This window comes from Lederbergia citri, assembly GCF_018343625.1.
In the GTDB taxonomy this organism is placed as follows: Bacteria; Bacillota; Bacilli; order Bacillales; family Bacillaceae_C; genus Lederbergia; species Lederbergia citri.
On sequence record NZ_JAGYPG010000002.1, the window covers coordinates 678,602 to 697,132 of the forward strand.

Annotated in this window: 19 protein-coding genes; 3 read left to right on the forward strand and 16 right to left on the reverse strand. The window is 35.8% G+C overall.

The genetic code is table 11. The features are described from left to right. Window positions 1-300 precede the first annotated feature (300 nt). On the forward strand, window positions 301-591 hold the full coding sequence (locus tag KHA97_RS11920) for a YolD-like family protein (RefSeq protein WP_213124958.1): 291 nt from the start codon (window positions 301-303) through the stop codon (window positions 589-591). Window positions 592-846: 255 nt separating this feature from the next. On the opposite strand, the gene KHA97_RS11925 is transcribed toward KHA97_RS11920, so the two are convergent. The 9 genes from KHA97_RS11925 to KHA97_RS11965 form a co-directional block, all read right to left on the reverse strand. Further along, window positions 847-1,470 carry an HAD family hydrolase gene (locus tag KHA97_RS11925; protein WP_213124959.1) on the reverse strand — a complete coding sequence of 208 codons (624 nt, stop codon included), beginning with the start codon at window positions 1,468-1,470 and terminating at the stop codon, window positions 847-849. A gap of 993 nt (window positions 1,471-2,463) precedes the next feature. After that, entirely contained in the window at window positions 2,464-2,637 is a 174-nt protein-coding gene (locus tag KHA97_RS11930; RefSeq protein WP_213124960.1) for a hypothetical protein, read from the reverse strand. A 135-nt stretch (window positions 2,638-2,772) separates the two neighbouring features. Then, window positions 2,773-3,405, reverse strand: coding sequence for a restriction endonuclease (locus tag KHA97_RS11935; RefSeq protein ID WP_325167446.1), 633 nt, complete (start codon window positions 3,403-3,405; stop codon window positions 2,773-2,775). A gap of 1,095 nt (window positions 3,406-4,500) precedes the next feature. Beyond that, window positions 4,501-4,989 (reverse strand): hypothetical protein, encoded by a 489-nt coding sequence (locus tag KHA97_RS11940; protein ID WP_213124961.1) that lies wholly within the window; start codon window positions 4,987-4,989, stop codon window positions 4,501-4,503. A gap of 229 nt (window positions 4,990-5,218) precedes the next feature. Further along, window positions 5,219-7,258 (reverse strand): hypothetical protein, encoded by a 2,040-nt coding sequence (locus KHA97_RS11945; RefSeq protein WP_213124962.1) that lies wholly within the window; start codon window positions 7,256-7,258, stop codon window positions 5,219-5,221. A 53-nt stretch (window positions 7,259-7,311) separates the two neighbouring features. Next, complete coding sequence (locus tag KHA97_RS11950; protein WP_233713455.1) at window positions 7,312-8,160, reverse strand: tyrosine-type recombinase/integrase; 849 nt, start codon at window positions 8,158-8,160, stop codon at window positions 7,312-7,314. A gap of 6 nt (window positions 8,161-8,166) precedes the next feature. Continuing rightward, window positions 8,167-9,711, reverse strand: coding sequence for a tyrosine-type recombinase/integrase (locus tag KHA97_RS23990; protein WP_233713456.1), 1,545 nt, complete (start codon window positions 9,709-9,711; stop codon window positions 8,167-8,169). Window positions 9,712-9,729: 18 nt separating this feature from the next. Further along, the gene (gene xerA / locus KHA97_RS11960; protein WP_213124963.1) at window positions 9,730-10,563 is read right to left on the reverse strand and encodes a site-specific tyrosine recombinase/integron integrase; all 834 of its coding nucleotides are present in this window, start codon (window positions 10,561-10,563) and stop codon (window positions 9,730-9,732) included. A 5-nt stretch (window positions 10,564-10,568) separates the two neighbouring features. Continuing rightward, the gene (locus KHA97_RS11965) at window positions 10,569-11,462 is read right to left on the reverse strand and encodes a tyrosine-type recombinase/integrase (protein WP_213124964.1); all 894 of its coding nucleotides are present in this window, start codon (window positions 11,460-11,462) and stop codon (window positions 10,569-10,571) included. Between the two features lie 651 nt (window positions 11,463-12,113). Between KHA97_RS11965 and KHA97_RS23995 the strand changes: the two genes are divergently transcribed. Next, entirely contained in the window at window positions 12,114-12,248 is a 135-nt protein-coding gene (locus KHA97_RS23995; RefSeq protein ID WP_233713457.1) for a YidC/Oxa1 family membrane protein insertase, read from the forward strand. Between the two features lie 85 nt (window positions 12,249-12,333). Here the strand turns inward: KHA97_RS23995 and KHA97_RS11970 are convergent, their stop codons facing one another. After that, entirely contained in the window at window positions 12,334-12,483 is a 150-nt protein-coding gene (locus KHA97_RS11970; protein WP_213124965.1) for a hypothetical protein, read from the reverse strand. Window positions 12,484-12,755: 272 nt separating this feature from the next. Here KHA97_RS11970 and KHA97_RS11975 point away from each other — a divergent pair, with 272 nt between their 5' ends. Beyond that, on the forward strand, window positions 12,756-13,553 hold the full coding sequence (locus tag KHA97_RS11975; RefSeq protein WP_213124966.1) for a GntR family transcriptional regulator: 798 nt from the start codon (window positions 12,756-12,758) through the stop codon (window positions 13,551-13,553). Between the two features lie 7 nt (window positions 13,554-13,560). Here the strand turns inward: KHA97_RS11975 and KHA97_RS11980 are convergent, their stop codons facing one another. From KHA97_RS11980 to KHA97_RS12005, 6 genes are read right to left on the reverse strand one after another with little or no spacing between them, the layout of a single operon-like run. Continuing rightward, complete coding sequence (locus KHA97_RS11980) at window positions 13,561-14,418, reverse strand: class II fructose-bisphosphate aldolase (protein WP_213124967.1); 858 nt, start codon at window positions 14,416-14,418, stop codon at window positions 13,561-13,563. 12 nt (window positions 14,419-14,430) lie between these two features. Continuing rightward, window positions 14,431-15,486: an alcohol dehydrogenase catalytic domain-containing protein gene (locus KHA97_RS11985; protein ID WP_213124968.1), complete on the reverse strand. Its 1,056-nt coding sequence runs from the start codon at window positions 15,484-15,486 to the stop codon at window positions 14,431-14,433. A 22-nt stretch (window positions 15,487-15,508) separates the two neighbouring features. Beyond that, complete coding sequence (locus tag KHA97_RS11990) at window positions 15,509-16,381, reverse strand: PTS system mannose/fructose/sorbose family transporter subunit IID (RefSeq protein WP_213124969.1); 873 nt, start codon at window positions 16,379-16,381, stop codon at window positions 15,509-15,511. Window positions 16,382-16,384: 3 nt separating this feature from the next. After that, entirely contained in the window at window positions 16,385-17,125 is a 741-nt protein-coding gene (locus KHA97_RS11995) for a PTS mannose/fructose/sorbose/N-acetylgalactosamine transporter subunit IIC (protein ID WP_213124970.1), read from the reverse strand. A gap of 3 nt (window positions 17,126-17,128) precedes the next feature. Next, window positions 17,129-17,629: a PTS system mannose/fructose/N-acetylgalactosamine-transporter subunit IIB gene (locus KHA97_RS12000; protein WP_213124971.1), complete on the reverse strand. Its 501-nt coding sequence runs from the start codon at window positions 17,627-17,629 to the stop codon at window positions 17,129-17,131. A gap of 20 nt (window positions 17,630-17,649) precedes the next feature. Next, window positions 17,650-18,051 carry a PTS sugar transporter subunit IIA gene (locus KHA97_RS12005; protein WP_213124972.1) on the reverse strand — a complete coding sequence of 134 codons (402 nt, stop codon included), beginning with the start codon at window positions 18,049-18,051 and terminating at the stop codon, window positions 17,650-17,652. Between the last annotated feature and the right edge of the window lie 480 nt (window positions 18,052-18,531).

The following is an 18,531-nucleotide window of genomic DNA, read 5'->3' on the forward strand; positions in this document are numbered from 1 at the left end:
TACTAAAAGTTCCTACCTTTCTTCAACAATATGGCCCGATTGTTGAACAAAAGTTGTAATACACTTTTCAACTAACCTGCCATTTTAAGTACATTTGTTCACAACTTCCTTATATCATTATCAATTATTTCTATAAATTTAGTTTATACTGAACTACTTAATTAAGTATATCCTTTTACAACAAAACATCCCTTTAGATATAAAATCTAAAGGGTAAACATAGTTGACATGTATTCAAAGTAAAATGCCTTTACTAAACGGTATGTAAGTACAATAGTTAAGATATAATCAAGCAGGATGATGCTTCCCGAACATAAAGAACAGATAATAGCTCATCACTACGACAAGAAAAAAGGAATAAAGCCAACATTAGACGAATCTCGATTCAATGAGTTTGACGAAACAATACATATTGCTTTGGAATTTCATTCTCCTATTATTATTACTTATTGGCGAAATGGTTTTACGAATATATTAGAAGGTTTTATTCATTATATAGACATTACAAATAAGCATATGAGAATTGAGGATTTTGACGAAGACGTTCATAAAATTAATTTTGAGTCAATTATCAATATACAAATAAAGTAAAAGTTTAAGGGTATGTTGAATTGTCAAACATAACGTCGAAACAAAAAGAAATATTTGTTGATTTGAAATTTATCAAGACCTAATTTATTGAAAACCTTTAAAATAGAGGTTGATACACATAATTCATGTGTATCAACCTCTTTCTTCTTTTTTCAACAATAGCAGGCTTTAGTTTAAGTTTAATTCATCACAATCTCAGATTTTTTTCTTAGTTTCCAGTGTTCCAGGTGTTTTCACAATCAAGCCATTTAGGTTTTACATTTTTATTAAATCTAAAATATCTTTTGGTTCCTTTAATACAAAGTCTGCTGATTCAAATCCTTCAGTTGTTTTAGAACCCCATAAAGCAAGGGCAAATTTTACTCCTGCACTATTTGCACATTGCATATCATATGTAGAATCTCCAATGTATATTGTTTCATCTTTATTAGCATTTATCCCATCTAAACAAGCTAATAAAGGGTCAGGATGTGGTTTATGTTTTTCAGTATCGCTTGCACATATCGTGTACTCAAAAAATGAACTCAATCCAAATGGTTCAAATTCATCAATTAACTCTTTTTTTGTTTTTGAAGTCACAATACCAGTTCTGGCAGGACTTTCTGCTAATGTTTTTATAACATCTTCTAAATCCTGAAAAACACTTACCTCGTGAGAAAATTCTAGAATAGTCTCTGACCACTTTGGATGTACACGGTCTACATCCATCACATTCAGTCTTCGTAATGTTTCTTTTCCAGGTATTCCTAAAGCAAATCTTAAATCCGCTAATTGATAATCTTTGCCCTCTTCTTTTAAGACTTTTTGTAAAGATATTAATATAGCTTTTTCTGTGTCTAAAATGGTTCCATCCACGTCAAAAATCACATATTTAAACAATCCTTATCCCTCCTTAGTTTCTAATTATATAAACACCTTACCATAATAATGTAAATTATTATCTTGAACAAACCTCCCGTTAGCTAAAAAGTCCTTCCCTCCCTCCATTTTTGCCCTTATTGTGTCGAATATTCTGCCAAAGTTATTAAGTTCTTCCCTGAATGGAGGAAAGTGTCAGAAGAAAAGATTGAAAAGTGATTGAAAACTACACGAAAAGAACTGAAATCGTACGGATTCATTTAAGAAAGGGACCATATTAGAAAAAAGAGGATTGGAGAAAAGAGATTGAAACCCTTGCTGGAAGGAGATTTGACCGATATTGGGCAAAAGAAAAAGGGACGCAATCCGATTGAATACGCCCCGATTTATTATTGGTTTTTGATTGAAAAAACCGGTTGAATAACGATCGAATACATAATGGTCTGCTCGCTACTTTTCCCCGATTCCTTTGCCGTTTGGGAACCAACTATGAGGCAGGGAGACACCTATTTCTATAAACATGAAATATTGGGTATAACAATTGTGATCGTAAACAACATTGGCAAAAGAAGGATGGCATTCTATGGACTACCATAAATTTGTTCTATATCTGCACATCTTGGGTATCTGCTTACCTGTTGCTTTAACTTATATTCTTTTATTCAATATTTTTACTAGTCAGCCCATTAATCCAATTTCAATAGGTATACTTGCATTCGGCTATATGGTCATGATTAAATTTAATCCTATATTTCAAATGTTATGGGATAGGTGGACACAGAAGAAATAAAACAAGATTGGAAAAAGTACTGTTTTTTTTCTCCTTTTTCCTAATGCAAATCCACGGCTAGACAGCAATTTAATTCAAGATAATGAAAACGATATATGCAAAACTAAATCAAAAGAATATGATAAAACACTTAATACATGTCTATATTATTGATACATAAGCACCAACACACAAAAAAAGGACTAAGCCAATAAATTTCAGTCCTTTACCTCTTTTCTACTAAACTACAAAAATCCAGTTTCCTGAACTACTTCAAGCAATTCTTCTGCTACGGCAAGTCTGTCAACACTTTTAACGTTCCAGTAATCTACCACTCCAAGAGTCATAAGAGCGTTGTGTACTTCTGTAACTGATTTTGCACTGTTAATAATTGCTACTTGGTTAAGGTCAGCATCCAAGACTTTAAAACATAGCTTTTGTAGCTGTATCTGGGCTAGCGTTAACTTTTGCAGCTGTGTAAAAGTCACCTTCGTTGGTTAAGTATAGTGCGGCTTTTGGTATCTACTACTTTACCAAGAGTTATTAAGTCTCATTCACTTTTTAATACGATTAATTTTATCTTTACGCCAATTACCGATTTTATCCTGAACATGCAATCCATTATGAAGCCTAATATTTAAACCTTCTGCAGCCTCCTTAGCACTTTTAGTGTAATTACTTGTTGTAATACACCAAGCATCTAAACACTTATGTACTCTTTTGCCCGAATTTAACCTCAGAATCGTATCATTTCCTACATTTTTATTTTTCCAGTGTTTACACTGTACCGCAATTTTGTATTTTTCTTTTGGATCAGTAAGAATAATATCTACCTCGTGATCCCCTGATCCTCCAATAATTACTGGTTCATACCCTTTATCTTCAAAATACATCGCTACTAATCTTTCAAAATCATAACCATTCAGATCACTGAAATTTGCTGTTAGCAGCTCTTCATCACTCAATGTTTTCTTAGCTAACCATTTTTGATGGTTGCTTTTAGTCAATTGGTTTTTGTTCATTACCTTTTTTGTTTTTGTTTTCTTTTTTGGTAGAAAAACCAACTCAGGGATTATAACACCTGTAAGAAGTATGATAAAAAACCAATACCATTTTGGATTATCCGCAATTAACCAGAACCATGCCAATCCCCCAAATATTATTCCCATATTCAAAATTTGTTTCACCGATGATCCTCATTTCACTTTACGATCTATTTGTCCTTAATACTTCTAACCCAATACCACCTATTCAGGAAACTGATTATTTTTGTAGTAATAGCTTTCAATATCAAATTCCCATATTCTTTATTGAATAAGATTTTTCCTATTAGATATAGGTTTTGTAGCTTAACGCAGAAAAGTGATTCAGGAAATCTTTATTCCTCTTAATCCTCAACTCTGCCACCAATTCCAATATATGCTTTAAAAAATCTATCAATAGTTCATTTTAAGCATTATTTTATAAGTAAATTTAATTTAATATGTAAATAACGCAGTGATCTATTTTTTTGCAACAATAATGTTTTATACTCAGCTCTAGAAATTGTAAAAGGCGAGGTACCCTCAGGTATATTTTTAGAAAAGCTAGGCATATCTTGCAAAGGTCCTTCTATTAATTCAGAACGGATTGGGATGATTTTTTCACTATTCCCCTTTTCGAGAAATTATCCACAATGGGATATAATATAGATTAAAAGATTGGAAGGTATAATTCTCCATCTCCCTCAGTAATTCCATATCCACAATAGTAACCATTTTAATGAAGAATCCCCTCGGAAACACAGTTATAGCATTTACAACGCTCAAATACCGGAAACTCATTTTTCGTCCCATCTGCCAATATTACTTAAGACCCATCCAATATGTATTATCATAAAAAATCATCCCCTTAGAACGCACAAAAATTTTTGTGTATTCTAAGGGAATGTACAAGGGTCATACTGGAGAAATTTGAATAAAGGAAAACCACTTCGGATGGAACAAAGTGATACTTTACAGTTTTTTCACTGGTAAATATCAAGTGAAACATAAGGATCATCCCCATGCTACTCTTAATAAAACTTTGGTGTTAATAGCATACTTCCCAATAGACTTTTGCACACCCATAGATAACTTCAAAAAGGCTAATCAAATGAATTCTCTCCTTCGCAACTAGGAGACCAGATCTCAGGATTTTGACAAACTGTAAGGTACTCTCCTTGTCAGTTTGCCTGTATCCCGAGACAATCAAACCATTTTAGCAGATTAAATAAACTTTTCGCAAAGCAAATAAATGATCATTTACACAAGATTAAAGATTCTTTCTATTTCCTCCTCCCATTCCAAAATTAAAAATGGAGATGTTGAACTATAGCTTTTAACAATTCTGCCAATTTCCCCCTTTTTTCCTTTAACCGCGAAATGATGATCTTCATATATTTGTATGAATTCCCTATCAATAATATAAAGTATTTTTCTGCATGTCGAAAAACAATAGTCCAATTGATCATCTTTCTCCATCGGTAACGTTTTGGCAAATTCACATACATCTTTAATAATTCGATTAGCATCCAGCTGTTCATATGGGATTATGACATGTTTAAATTCTTCATCCTTCTCATAAGCTAATAAAAGGTGAGGATCAGTTGTGTAAAACAAAAGGGTTTTATAACTATAAACTGACGTTCCAGTAAACACAAAAAAATCATTTGAATAATCTTTAGCGGATTCATTTAAGATATTTTTTGAAAAAGGTTTCAGTACTAAATTAACATATTCCGTAAGAGTCATTAGATAGCTCCTTATTAATACTTTGCTCTACTCTTTCAATATTATTAATACACAGTAACGTAATACTCTAACTTTTAATGCACCTTATCAAATGATGTTTCTCATTCTATTTGATTCGGTTTCTAGCAAAAAGAAAAGCCCTGCAGAGATTTCTCTCTACAGAGCTTTCTTCCAATCAATTTGTCTACTAATCCTCTAATAATTCTAGATTAGTTTTACAAGAATCATATTACTTTGCAACGTTAAGTGTAACTCCTCCAACTACAATATTACCATTGAGGTCAGTAGCTTTAGAATCTTTATCTAACTTAACTGTGATTGCTTTAGCAAACTGGTCAACTGTAATGTCGTTCTTTAATACTAGAGTTACAACATTATCATCTACAGTACCAGTAGATAGCCAAGTAGTAGGTGAAGCATCATCAAGTGCAACAGTAGAGCCATCAACAGTTACAGTGAAATCAGCTTTTGCTAATGTACTATCCTTAACAGCTTCACTGAAAGTTAATTCAACTCCTTTAGAACCTGCTAATTTAGCAGATACTAATTGTGGCTTAACATTTTCTTTGAAGTCAAGAACTGATGCATAGCGATCAATTGCCACATTGTTAGTGCCAGTTACTGCACTGCTGATTGCAAAGTTACGATCTCCTGAAATAGTTAATGTATTTTCTTTAATTGACAGTTTTACTAGTGTCTTATCCCCTACAAATACAGGGTTTTCAAATACAGTTACACCATCTACAGTGTAGTTTGCAGCATTAAGAGCAGCGGCAGACATTTCCTTATCATACTTTACATATACAGTATTTAGAGGAACTGATGTTACACCTGCTGCAACAGCTGATGCATCTGTGCCTGGTAAGAACACATTTTGAATTGAAGGTTTAGTAGCATCTGTTGCATCACCTAATGTAAATGTAATTGTCACATCAGAAGATGCCTGTGTAACAGTATCTGTTACATTAGCCTTAGGTAATACAAGTTTGTAATCTCCAGCATCTTTTCCTGTTACTTTAAATAATGCTTTAGGTGCAGTTGAAACTGTAGTATCTAGAGTGATATCTGCAGCTGCAATAGTAGTAGTCTTTTGGATTTTTTCTGGTGTTGTATAAGTTAGAGTATATACACCAGCATCAGTACCATTACTGTCAGTTTGAAGAGCAGCTAAATCCGGTGCTTTATCGAATGTTACTTCAACAAAAGTATCATTTCCTTTTTTAACTACTTCAGTCTTTTTAACAGCTGGAGCAGCATTTGAGAATGTTACAGTCTTAGTGAAAGCTTTTCCTGAATTACCAGCATAATCTTTATAACCATCCACTTTAAGTGAATGTATACCATCAGCAGCAACAAGACCAGCTTTAGTGATAGTTAAAGTATTTGTTTTTTCGTCAAAAGTTTGAGTTGTGCCTGCTTCCGCAGTAGTACTGCCATCTAAGTACAAATCAGCATAGGTATTAGCAGCAATTGTATCTAATCCCTCTGTAAATTCAACTTTAACAGTATTTCTTCCAACTGTTGTTAAAGATTTAACTTCTGGAGCAACTGTATCATTAATTGTACTTTTGATTACTACTTCAATTGGAGCAGCAATTAAGTTTTCAGATTGGTCCTTAGCACCAACAATTACTACTTTATATTCTTTATTTGGTTTTAGACCAGTAAATACAAGCTTTTGATCTCCAGCTGTGAAAGAAGATTGAGAAACTTCAGTTGATTCTGCAGTTCCTTCATAAACTTTAACAGTACCAGCTGTGCTTAATTCTTCAGTGAAGTTTACTTCAGCTACACCAGCACGTGGATATGTTACGCTTGCTAATGCTGGCTTTACAGTATCACTGAATGTAAGTGTAGTTGTGAATTTCTTAGTCTTAACATTAGAATCTGCTTTTGTTGCGATTTCAGAAACTGTAGCAACAATTGAGATGTCATTCTTAAGAGCATCTGATAATTTGATAACAACTGTCTTTCCATCATCTTGCAGTTCATATGAAGTTGCTGTTACAGCAGCATCGTTTTTGTCAATTAAACCAACAAAAGTGTAATTCCCAGCTGTTTCTGCAGCTGATTTTGAAACTTCTTTATTGAATTTAACTTCTAATTTCTTAGCGTTAATCGCACTTTCCATTCTATGGAGGCAAAATAAAAAAACACCTAAACCCAGTAATATCAAGGGCTTTAGGTGTTTCCGCATAATTCCAAGAGTATGGTTAAACTGTATTATGCTGAGTTTTATTACATGTCTTTCTAAAAAGAAGAAAGACATGGTTTTAACTATCTTTAATTATTTTGGATAATATTCTTCTTCTGCTGGCTCTATTACATGAAATCATCATACATTTCCTTTCGAGCTTGATTGTATAATTTTGCATAATAATGGGTATCTTCCGGGCTCTCATGACCTAAAAGCACCTGAATGTAATCCAATGGCATTCCCTTTTGAGCACAATGCGCAGCAAAAGTGTGCCTCAAAGTGTGCGGAGTTACTTTGAATCCCAATCGTTTGGAGCACTTTGCAAACCATTCAGAAACTTGTTGCCGATAAATGGGACGATTCTTCCACTTTCCACCTAAGAATAAAAATGGAAGATTGTCGGTTCTAGATTCTAAGTAAACTTTCAAATGTTCAGCGCTTTCCCATGTAAAGAGGACGATACGACCTTTCTTCCGTTTCCCCTTCGGAATGTGAATAATACGTTCTGACCAATCGATATCTTCTTTTTTCATAGCGCATAATTCACTAATTCTTACACCCGTGGCATACAAAATCTCGACAATTGCTCGTTCCTGCAGCCGCCCATCCAAATACTGCCGCAACCTGTTAAGTTGATCCAAGGTTAAATATCGAGGAAGTTTTTCTCCTATATGAGGAAATGGAACTTTTTCTGCAGGATTCGTGAGGGTAATTCCTTCTTCTAGACAATAGCTGAAAAATGTTTTCACCCCCGATAACTTTACTGAAATGGTACTTAGCTTATATCCAATTTCCTTCAAATGCCCAAGCCAGGATCGGATATCTGATATAGTGATAACATCTAGGGACTTCTCTGTATATTCAAGTAACTGCTTTATTGCATTTTCGTAGGTTTTTATCGTACTTGGTTCAAGACGAAATTCATGATCCAATGTAAATTGTTTAAAAAGCGCGTCTAAGCCCATTCTTTCCATCTTCTTTTATCCCATATACCTACGGTATAATGTAATGATTTTCTTCTCCGGCAGATTAGCATAAATTTGTGTTGTTTGGAGGTTAGCATGCCCCAATTCATCCGCTAAAAATGACAGTTCTGCACCCTTCCCTATTAAATCCGTCGCAAATGTATGACGAAATCGGTGTGGATGGAGCGCACTTGATAGTCCTGAACTACTCCCCATCCTGTTTATAATCCTGTACATCCAATTAATTGAAAGACGCCTAGGCTTTCCTTCAATTGTGACAAATAAGGCAGGATTCTCATCTTTTCGGGTTTCGAGGTAGCGTTCAAGCAACAATGCGCACTTTACCGAGAAATGGACTTGGCGGATTTTTTTCCCTTTTCCTACTACCATCGCTATTCGATTTTCGAGATCAACATCTGCCCGGTTGAGCAAATACACCTCGCCTATTCGACAACCGGAGGTAATTAAGAATTCTACCAAGACTCGGTTTCGAAGTAATTCCTTTTCACTCTGCTTGCGGACTTTTGCAACTTCTTCTTTGTTTAGGTATTTAGGCACTGGTTTTGGTAGTCGAGGGAACCATCTTTTTTTCATTGGTGTTTTTTCTAAATAACCTTCTTCTACACAAAAACGGTAAAAGGAAGTAAGAGCATTGATGTAAAACATGGTCGTTCTTTCTTTCTTCATTTTTTGCAGCTGTGCTAGCCAATGCTGGATATCTCCAGAAGCAATAGATGTAAACAATTCCTTCCTATCCTTAAAAAAACTCTGCAACACGTATCTATATCCACTGATAGTATGCCTACTGTAGTTCACCACATAAAGACTTAATAAATACTCATTGATTCTTTCCTGGTTCACCTTATTAAGTAATGGCATCGTTACCTCCCAATACTTGTCTTCTTTTTCCCATAGGAACAGGATAGGGTTTTTATCTATAAAACCTTTCTCCAAACAAAAATTGTAAAAAGAACGTAGGTAATGTATATATATATATATGGTCATTTTTTTCCAATTCTTTTGATGTTCCGTTAGCCATTTCTGTATATCATTAGATGTGACGCTTGAATACGAATTTACCTTTCCCTTAAAAAACAATTGCAAAAATCCTCTGTATTTGATAATTTCTCTCTTTGTTCTATTAGCCCTTTTCAGGCTAAGCAAAAACTCGTTGATTACTTTTTGATTCTCATCATTAGGTAACGGTTTTTTTAACTCCCAATAATTGATGGTGACTCTATTTTCTAGGATAGGTGATTGTTCCATATATCCTTTATCCACACAATAATTGTAAAAGAAACTTAAAATATTTAGGTGATTCTTTAGAGTTTTTTCATTTTTATCATTTTTATTTTTTGTTAACATTTCCTGAATATCATCCGATGTGAGGGAAGTATACAATCTTTCCACATCCATAAAAATGGATTGCAAAAGGCACCGGTAGGTGATTAAGGTAGTCTGTTTTCTACTTTCATTCTTCAGGCTTAACAGATATTCATTTATTACCTTTTCATTCTCCTTGTTAGGTAATGCCTTTTTAATCTCCCAATACTTATCCATGGTTTTTCTCCTTTTTTATTAGCCTTGATATCGGTCATATAATTTTTTGCGAGCTTGTTCCATTAAACGTGTATAAATTCTGGTGGAATTAATATTAATATGTCCGAGTAGTTCTTGGATGTAGCTTTGAGGCATATTCTTTTCCGCCAAGTGAGCTGCAAAAGTATGGCGCATCGTATGGGGTACTACTTTAAAACCTAGAGCTTCCGAATAACCCTGAAATTTCTTTTCCAAAAACACACGACTTAAAGGCTCCGCGCGTTGATTACAAAACAAGTAATCACTTTTAATGTTTCGTTCGCTCAAATATGATTTTATTCGTTCCGCACATTCATGTGTAAAAAGAACAAAACGCTCTTTATTTCCTTTTCCTTTACGAATCCAAATTTGTCTTGTATCCCATTTAATATCTTCTAATTTAATATGGAGGAGTTCACTTAGTCTTACTCCTGTTGAATATAAAGTTTCAACCATGGCTCGATCTCTTACATTTCCCTTTGTATATTCTTGAAGAAGAGCTAGCTGCCGTTGGGATAGATAATAAGGAAGAGAATCATCTTTTTTTGGTGTGTGAACGGTGAGGGTGGGATTTTTAAGAATATAATTTTCTTCCAAACAATACTGGTAGAAAGATTTTAATGCCGATAGTTTTAAATGAATACTTCTGGGTTTTAGCCCTTTTTCTTCCATACTCAAAAGCCACGATCGTATATCCGATGGTTTGACTTCATCAAATGTTTTCTCACAGAAAGAGAAAAACTGAGATAGAGAAATTCGGTAACTTCTAATAGTTTCAGAACTGAATCTGGATTGATTGTCATAGATAAAAGACTCTTGGATTTCTAGATTCATTATTTTCACCCCATTTTATTTTGATAGGCTATAATCATATCCTCTGTTGGAATCCTCGCATAGATCCTAGTTGTATTTAGATCTGCGTGCCCCATTTCATCTGCAATAAAGGCTAAGTCTGCACCACGTGCCAACATATTCGTTGCAAATGTATGTCGGCAAACATGAGGATGTAAGGACTGATTCAACCCCGCTTTTTTTCCCAGGTCATTAATGATTTTCAAAATTCCACCTGGTCCTAAAGGCTTTCCAAATCGATTCATAAATAGAGGCGCAGTCTCTTCACAGTCTCTTGTTTGTAAATATTCCTTCAACACAATTGCACACATTATTGAAAAATGAATATATCGAACTTTCTTTCCTTTACCGATAACTTTGGCGGTGCGTTTTTTCAAAGTGATATCTGCTATTGATAAGTTACAAACTTCTCCCCTTCGGCATCCCGAAGAGAATAGGAATAAGATAATGGCTCGATCACGAACACTTAAGGATTCTGCAGCTAACCTTACTCGTGCATATTCTTCTTCTGTGAGATACTTGGGGAGTGTTTGTGATATTTTCGGCCTCCACCGTTTTTTGATGACCATGTTTTCCATGTAATCCTCTGATAAACAGAACTGAAAAAAGGATGAAAGACATGAAAGATAAAGATCAACGGTTCTTTCTTTTTTATCCTCTGCAAATTCAGTCAGCCATTTCAGCACATCCTCTGATGTTAAGGATTCTAGAGGAACCAAGCACTCGCAAAGGAATTTTTCTAATATTCTTCGATATTTTGTAATAGTGGCTTCTGCTTTATTAGCAAGTTTTAAACTTAAGAAGTATTCATTTAAGATCCTCCTGGTTTCTATAGATATGTTTTCATTGGAACTTTCCCAATATTTCCGATTATCTTTCATCTATTAATCTCCTTTTAATGGTATGTCAGTATAAGAACCTACTATCTGGACATCCAATGCATATTTCTTTGTTCTGAATTTTTGACAGCTGATAGAAATTTTTTATTTTTGCTGGATTTATAACCTCCTTTTTACCAACATCATTTTCAGATAACTTATCATTTATACCTATAAAAATAAAAAAAAGCCCATGTCAAAAAACATGAACTTTTAAGGCATAAAAAGGTCAACAGCTGGTTAAACTATTTAATTTTGAGAATTTACATTGACCATTGGGATCAATGGATTTTGTTATCATTGTTTATATTGTTACCAAATATATATTTTTGTATACAAATGAGACAAATTTGTGTTTTTTTTATACATTTTAGACAAATATCTATTTTGTATACATTGAAAACAATAATCCCATTTTCATCCTTCTTGTTAATTTTCCACTTTCTTCTCTATGTTGCCTTGAATCATTTCAAATCATTGAGGATGAAAAGTGCTTGATGATATACTTGAAAATAATGATGAAATATACATAAAAACTTTATTATTGAACGGTTTAAAATCTAAAAATAAATTATTATAAAAATGCTAATTGAACTCGAAAAAAAGTACATGGAAATCTAAGGGAATATAATTCCTTGCGTAAGGGGTGACTTTTTGAAATACAAATCTGGATATATCGAATTGAAGATCCAGCGAGAAATAAACGAGAAGCGACAAGAGAAAACAAAGAAAGCCTATGAACAACTGCAAAAGGAAGTTAAAGAATTACTTAAAAAAATGAGCAGATAGCTCGTGTAATTGAAATCTCAGCTCAGAGGAAGTAGATACCTGTTGAAAACCCTACCCGACAAAATTTTGATGGACTGAAAAAAATCTACGGATACGCTCCATAAATATGTAAAAATAGGGTATGACGTAATGGATCAACATCTTTATAACCACTTAGTTCAAAGTTGGGCTGATCATTTGGATGGACTTCAAAGATACGAGTCATATCGAGCAAATCCCTTCCTTTTTTGCACATAAGATCCCCCCTATTATTCAAAGTAAAGCAATGTAATAAATGGAACAGATAGGTATGGCCATGACCTTACCATTACATATTCAGTAGCAGATCATTATAGTGTGGGTGATTTGGTGAAACAAAATAAATAAAAAGGCGATTCCTTGTGAAACCGGAAATCGTCTTTTTTTTCGAAACTTCCTTATAGTTCTACATTGCATTTTCCTGACGGTACACCTTGTAATACGTTATAATAGAGACTATAAAGTATTTTGGAGTGAGAGGGACTTAATATGAAGGATGTATCAATGACAATCTCAGATGAATATAAACCGAGTGATAGACTAATAAAGGTTATCGAAGAAGAATTGAAAAGGATTAATAGACAAAATCCGATGCCGCTTTACCACCAACTAATACAAGTACTTCAAAATGTAATCGAGAAAGAAAAAATGGAACCCGGTAGCTTTTTTGCAACGGAAATACTTCTTCAGGAATTATCCGGAATGAGTAGAAATACGGTTAGAAAAGCACTGGAAGAACTGGTACGCAAAGGTTATTTAATAAGAGTTGTTGGAAAAGGAACTTTTATTTCCATACCTGATGCCCAAGTAGTGGTACCCCAATTAAAAAGCTTAACGCAAGAGTTAACTGAAAGAGGTATGAAGGCGGGGGCGGTATTTTTAGATGCTAAATGGGTGGATTTATCTGAAAATATTTCCAGGCAGCTAAATGGAGAAAAAAGGGCATTGCTAGTTAGGAGAATCAGAACTGGTAATGGTATTCCACTTTTTTATACCTGTGCATATATACCCGAATATGTAGGGTTAAATGTAGATAGTATGTTTACCAATTCTTTATACGAGATGCTGGCTCATCAAGGTTGGATTCCAAAAGTTGCATCCCATACAATTAAAGGAGTCATCATTACTTCCGAGGTAGCAAATTTATTGGGTGTACCCGCCAATTCTGCAGGTTTATTAAATCAGCGTATCACATACGATGAATCGGAGAGGCCAATTGTATATGAAGAAGGAGTAGGCCGGGGCGATCTTTATAGTTACAAATTAAATATGCGGCACTACTCCTGAGTATATATTAAGCTTTATTTATTGACCCTAAAGCCTGTGTGTATTCTTCTAATTTTTCGCTAATCCCTACACGAATATCACCTAAAATACCAGGGATCTGAAACTTTTCAGCATGAATAAAATGTTCGCGGACAATTTGATTGATTGTATTGGCAAAATCCGTGTAAATATTAACTTTCGCAACTCCATTTTGCACACATTTTGATAAAGTCTGGTAAGGGATCCCGGTCGCCCCATGTAGTACCAACGGAATTCCTACCAGATTATTTATTTGTTTCAGCAAGTCAATGCGAATATTAAGCTCTCCGCTATAATCGCCATGTACACTGCCTATAGAGACGGCGAGAGCATCAACACCGGTCTCTTCCACAAATATTCCCGCTGTCTCGGGATCTGTAAGTACTTGTGAATCACTAACCGCCATATCATAGTCCTCAGCATTTTTTAGCCTTCCCAATTCGGCTTCAACACTTACTCCACCTAATCTGGCTATTTCTACAACTCCTTTTGTAATTTGAATATTTTCCTCAAAAGGCAAGGATGAACCATCAAACATAACAGATGTGAACCCTGCATTGATGGCTCTTACACAAGCCTCGTAGGAACGGCCATGGTCCAAATGCAATACGACAGGAATATCATACGCATTTGAAAGTTCCTCAATGATTTTAACCAGGTGTTTTAAATTTGCCGCCCCTGACACATCCAAATATTCTTCACCGAATCCGAGAATAACCGGAAAACGATACTTGCTTGCAGCATGTAAATAGGCTGCTGCCATATCGATGCTAACAAAGTCTGGTTGTGGAATCGCGTATTTTTTTTGATATGCTTCCTGTAAAATATCCCTCATAGAAGATAACATGGTTCCATCACCTCACATTTTCAGAATCTTATCTGTTCCTTTAGGCGCCCATGGATCAACAATAGCTTTTACCCCTATTTGCTTTGAACCCCTCTCCAATGCAAGTCCAACTTGATCAAGGCTATACAGGTTGGTAAACATTTTTTCTCCACTTACCTTCTTAGAGACTAGAAACTCCAAAGCTTGGTGAAACTCTTCGGGCAGTGATCCCAATGAACCGACTATTCGAACTTCATCATAGTGAACACGGTTTGGATCAAGCTTCAATTCAGAATTACTTGAGAAACCTCCAAATAGTAATACTCCCCCACCTGACCGGACCATTTTAATTGCCTGTTCCGCAACTCCAACAGAAGCCACTGCAACGATTATCACATCTGGGCCCAGTCCGTCTGTTAACTTTTTTACCTCTGAATGAACATCAGCTTCATTTGCATTAATAACAAAGTCAGCATAGTACCGACCAATTTCTAATCGTTCCGGAGTCATGCCGCTTAAGATTACTTTCCCGGCACCAAAGGCCCGAACCGTTTGCAAATGCAGCAGCCCCATCGGCCCGTCGCCAATTACCAGCACAGTGCCACCTACAGGAATACCTACCTTTTTCGCACCATGTATACAGCATGCTAGTGGCTCCGCCAACACTGCATCCAAGAACTCAGCGCTATCAGCGAGCTTGAAGGTAGCGCGATCTGCCAAATCCCTTGGGACTCGTAAATATTCCGCAAAACCACCGGGTGATATCCTTCTATTAAACAATTCCGGACATAAAGTTCCATTGCCGGCAAGACAGTACGGGCATGTTCCACACTGTATGTAGTGCGCAACCGCAACGCGATTGCCAATTTTCCATTTATTATTTCTTGATTCAACGACTGTTCCAACTACTTCGTGTCCTAAAACAGCCGGAGGTATAAAATATGGCGTACCCCGAAGATAGGTTTTTATATCCGAACCACAGATCCCACAAAGTCCAATTTTTATCCTGACATCACCTACCTGCAATTCCTCTTCCGGGAACTCTTCTAACTGAATCTCTTTTGGGCCTAGATAAACTGCACTTCTCATTTTTCTCAAACCTTTCTATTGTCTAATTTTGAACTATCAGTATTTTAAAATAGGAGGCTACTATACCAAGTAAAAAGACAAAACCAATCACTAGGAGTGGTGACCATTTTCGTTTATTTAATAGATAAAACACAAGAAAAAAGATACTAATTGGGACTAGATTGGGAAGCATTTGATCAGCAATCTCTTGAATCTTGATACTCATATCGCCTGATTTCATGGCTAATCCCGTTTGCGCATGGACAAGCGAGGCGACCAATCCACCTATCACGGTCGCAGCTAAAATAGTTGACCCCTGCGTAATCTTCTTTACGGTATCCTGCCCCACCATCTGAAATAAGTTGATTCCTTGACGATAACCAAATTTCACAAATAGAAAAGTAAAAGCAACATAAACGATAATTCGGATAATTTGGTGAAGAATAGGGGCAAATCCGTTCCCTGACATGGCCATTGACGCAGTAATGCCACCAACAATAGGAACAAAAGTACCCCAGAATAAGGCATCGCCAATTCCCGCCGCTGGCCCCATTAAACCTGTTTTCATTCCATTAATAGTATCATCGCTTATGTCCTTGCCACTCGCTTTTTGTTCCTCCATCGCAACAGTTACTCCTGTAATAAGTGAAGCTGTAGCGACATTTGAATTAAAAAATTGCAAATGACGTTGGAGAGCCTTCGAAAGCTCCTGCTTATCCTTATATAAAACTTTCAAAACCGGGATCATCGTGTAGGTAAAAGCCAAGGATTGCATTCGCTCAAAGTTGACAGAGTTCTCAAACAGCAATACTCTTCGAGCAACAGCATTAAGCACTTTTTTGCTCACTTTCATTTCTTGTTTCTCTGAATTATCAAAATTTTCCACATAATCAAGCACTTTTTCCTCTCCCAGCATGGCTTACACTCCCTCCGCCTTTGTATTTCGTGTGACCAATAGATACGCAAAAACAACACCGATTATTGCAATTGCGATAATATCTAGATGCAGGTAGCTTACAAATACAAACCCAATGGTAAAGAATGCCCACACCCTTCCGCTTACGCCAATTACATTTAATAACATCGCAAAACCCACTGCTGGCAGGATTCCACCAATTATATTGAATCCATCTACAAGCCATGTTGGCAAGGAATCAAATACTTTTTCAACAAGCTTTACTCCGTAATACGTAGCAAGGAGGGTAGGAATAAATCCTTTTAAAAACCAGAGAATTCCGCCACTATAAAAAGCAAGTTCAATTGGCCGGGTACGTCCTTGTGCTGCATATTTGTCGGCTAAGTGAAGAGGAAATAGATTTCCCGGATACACAATCGCCATCATTAAGAACTGGCCTAACAATGCCGCCGGCAATGCAATCGTTACGGCGGTTTCCACCCCATAACCAGATGCTATCCCTAATGCGACACCAATAATTCCGGCTAGGTTATGGTCGGGAGCAAGTGCAGCACCAACTGTAAAAATACCTAAAAAGATTACCTCGATTGTGGCTCCCAAAATCACGCCTGTTGTAATATCGCCCAAAATAATTCCCACAACTAAGCCGGAGACTATCGGCCGTGCAAAACCCAAATAGTCCATGAAATAATTTCCAGATATGCCTGCCCAAGAAGCGATCAAAATGGCTTGAATTAGCGTCATTCACTACACTCCCTCTCGCAAAATTAATTTATTAAGATGCCCTTTAAAATCTTGAGCCTTATCAGTTGGGATAACTTGTAAAACAAGTTCAACATTCGCATTGCTTAATTCTTGAAAGGCTTTCGCCTCATCTACGGTTAAAGACACGGTATTTGTGACCTTTTTTCGTCCATGTTTAAATTGCATTCCTCCAATAACCACTTTGGATGCGGTTACATTTCTCCTTGCCAAATCTACTAAGGTTTCTGGCCCCTTAACCAAAACAAGAGTGGACTCCTGATTTTGATTAGCTTCCTTGATCAGATGTGAACCTTCCAGAACATTCGTGATATGAACTTTGATATTTGGCGGGGCCACAAGGGAGATAATTTGTTTTTGTATTGCATCGTTGGCTACAACATCATCAACAATAATAATCTTTTTTAAATGATAATAGCGTGACCATCCTGTAATAACCTGACCGTGAATCAATCTGTCATCTACCCTGTAGTAAACATTAGTCATCATCTCTACCCCTTCGCACATTATTGATTGCCAATAGAAATCAATTGGATTCCCTCTTTAGAAGATTGATAGACTCTTTGGGCAAGTTCATTTACGTCCGTGACATTTTCTCTGTTAAGAACTGCCTCAAGCAGCATAGGTAAATTTACACCGGTGACAATTTTATAATCCGGCCTATCGACCCCTAACTTCATTGCACAATTTCCTGGTGTCCCGCCAAATAAGTCTACTAAAACTAGTACTCCTTTCCCTATGTCCACTTGTTTTGTTACATCCGTCAATTTTGCAAAAAAATCCTCTGGTCCCGCTTCAGGAGCTAAATCCACAGATGCAAGAAGCGGTGAATCGCCTGCAAACACCCTAACAACCTTGACTATTGATTCCGCTAAACCACCATGTGCTATAACAACAATTCCAATCAAATTTGCCCCCCCTTATCCCTATGTAGGTACAAATCAATTATAAGATTAATCAAACGATTTAGTCAATTGGTTTTACAAATATTCCAAATAATTTAACTAATACCACTGTTTAAAAAAGGATTACTTACTGATATAGCAAATAGGTAATTGAAATATTGTAGAGTGAGATGGCATAAGGATAAACTATTTTAGTAAGAAAAAATTAGTTGATAATTTGTTGGTATAAAGGTATATATGAGTTCATGTAAAGGTTTAGATAAATCCGAATATATAACTGTATTTGTATTCCCCACAATACATTGTATATCGAAAATAGAACCTGACACTTTTAATGAAATAGTTATTCATTCGATAAACGCGCAAAAAAATTGTTTTTGATTTTATGAAATTAGTTATCCGGAGGGAGATCATGAGAAAGAGCTTGCGAATTACAAAAGTACTGACGAGGGTATAGTGGTCAAAATATCTCCAGCTGTTTAT

Bases quoted from the DNA above. Each gene is read 5' to 3' on its own strand.
- xerA (WP_213124963.1), bottom strand. From the start codon at position 10,563: ATGAATCTAGAAATCCAAGAGTCTTTTATCTATGACAATCAATCCAGA.
- KHA97_RS11945 (WP_213124962.1), bottom strand. From the start codon at position 7,258: ATGTCTTTCTTCTTTTTAGAAAGACATGTAATAAAACTCAGCATAATA.
- KHA97_RS12000 (WP_213124971.1), bottom strand. From the start codon at position 17,629: ATGACTAATGTTTACTACAGGGTAGATGACAGATTGATTCACGGTCAG.
- KHA97_RS11995 (WP_213124970.1), bottom strand. From the start codon at position 17,125: ATGACGCTAATTCAAGCCATTTTGATCGCTTCTTGGGCAGGCATATCT.
- KHA97_RS11980 (WP_213124967.1), bottom strand. From the start codon at position 14,418: ATGTTATCTTCTATGAGGGATATTTTACAGGAAGCATATCAAAAAAAA.
- KHA97_RS11920 (WP_213124958.1), top strand. From the start codon at position 301: ATGCTTCCCGAACATAAAGAACAGATAATAGCTCATCACTACGACAAG.
- KHA97_RS11990 (WP_213124969.1), bottom strand. From the start codon at position 16,381: ATGCTGGGAGAGGAAAAAGTGCTTGATTATGTGGAAAATTTTGATAAT.
- KHA97_RS11940 (WP_213124961.1), bottom strand. From the start codon at position 4,989: ATGACTCTTACGGAATATGTTAATTTAGTACTGAAACCTTTTTCAAAA.
- KHA97_RS23990 (WP_233713456.1), bottom strand. From the start codon at position 9,711: ATGGATAAGTATTGGGAGATTAAAAAGGCATTACCTAACAAGGAGAAT.
- KHA97_RS11975 (WP_213124966.1), top strand. From the start codon at position 12,756: ATGAAGGATGTATCAATGACAATCTCAGATGAATATAAACCGAGTGAT.
- KHA97_RS11985 (WP_213124968.1), bottom strand. From the start codon at position 15,486: ATGAGAAGTGCAGTTTATCTAGGCCCAAAAGAGATTCAGTTAGAAGAG.
- KHA97_RS11965 (WP_213124964.1), bottom strand. From the start codon at position 11,462: ATGAAAGATAATCGGAAATATTGGGAAAGTTCCAATGAAAACATATCT.
- KHA97_RS11950 (WP_233713455.1), bottom strand. From the start codon at position 8,160: ATGGAAAGAATGGGCTTAGACGCGCTTTTTAAACAATTTACATTGGAT.
- KHA97_RS11970 (WP_213124965.1), bottom strand. From the start codon at position 12,483: ATGTGCAAAAAAGGAAGGGATTTGCTCGATATGACTCGTATCTTTGAA.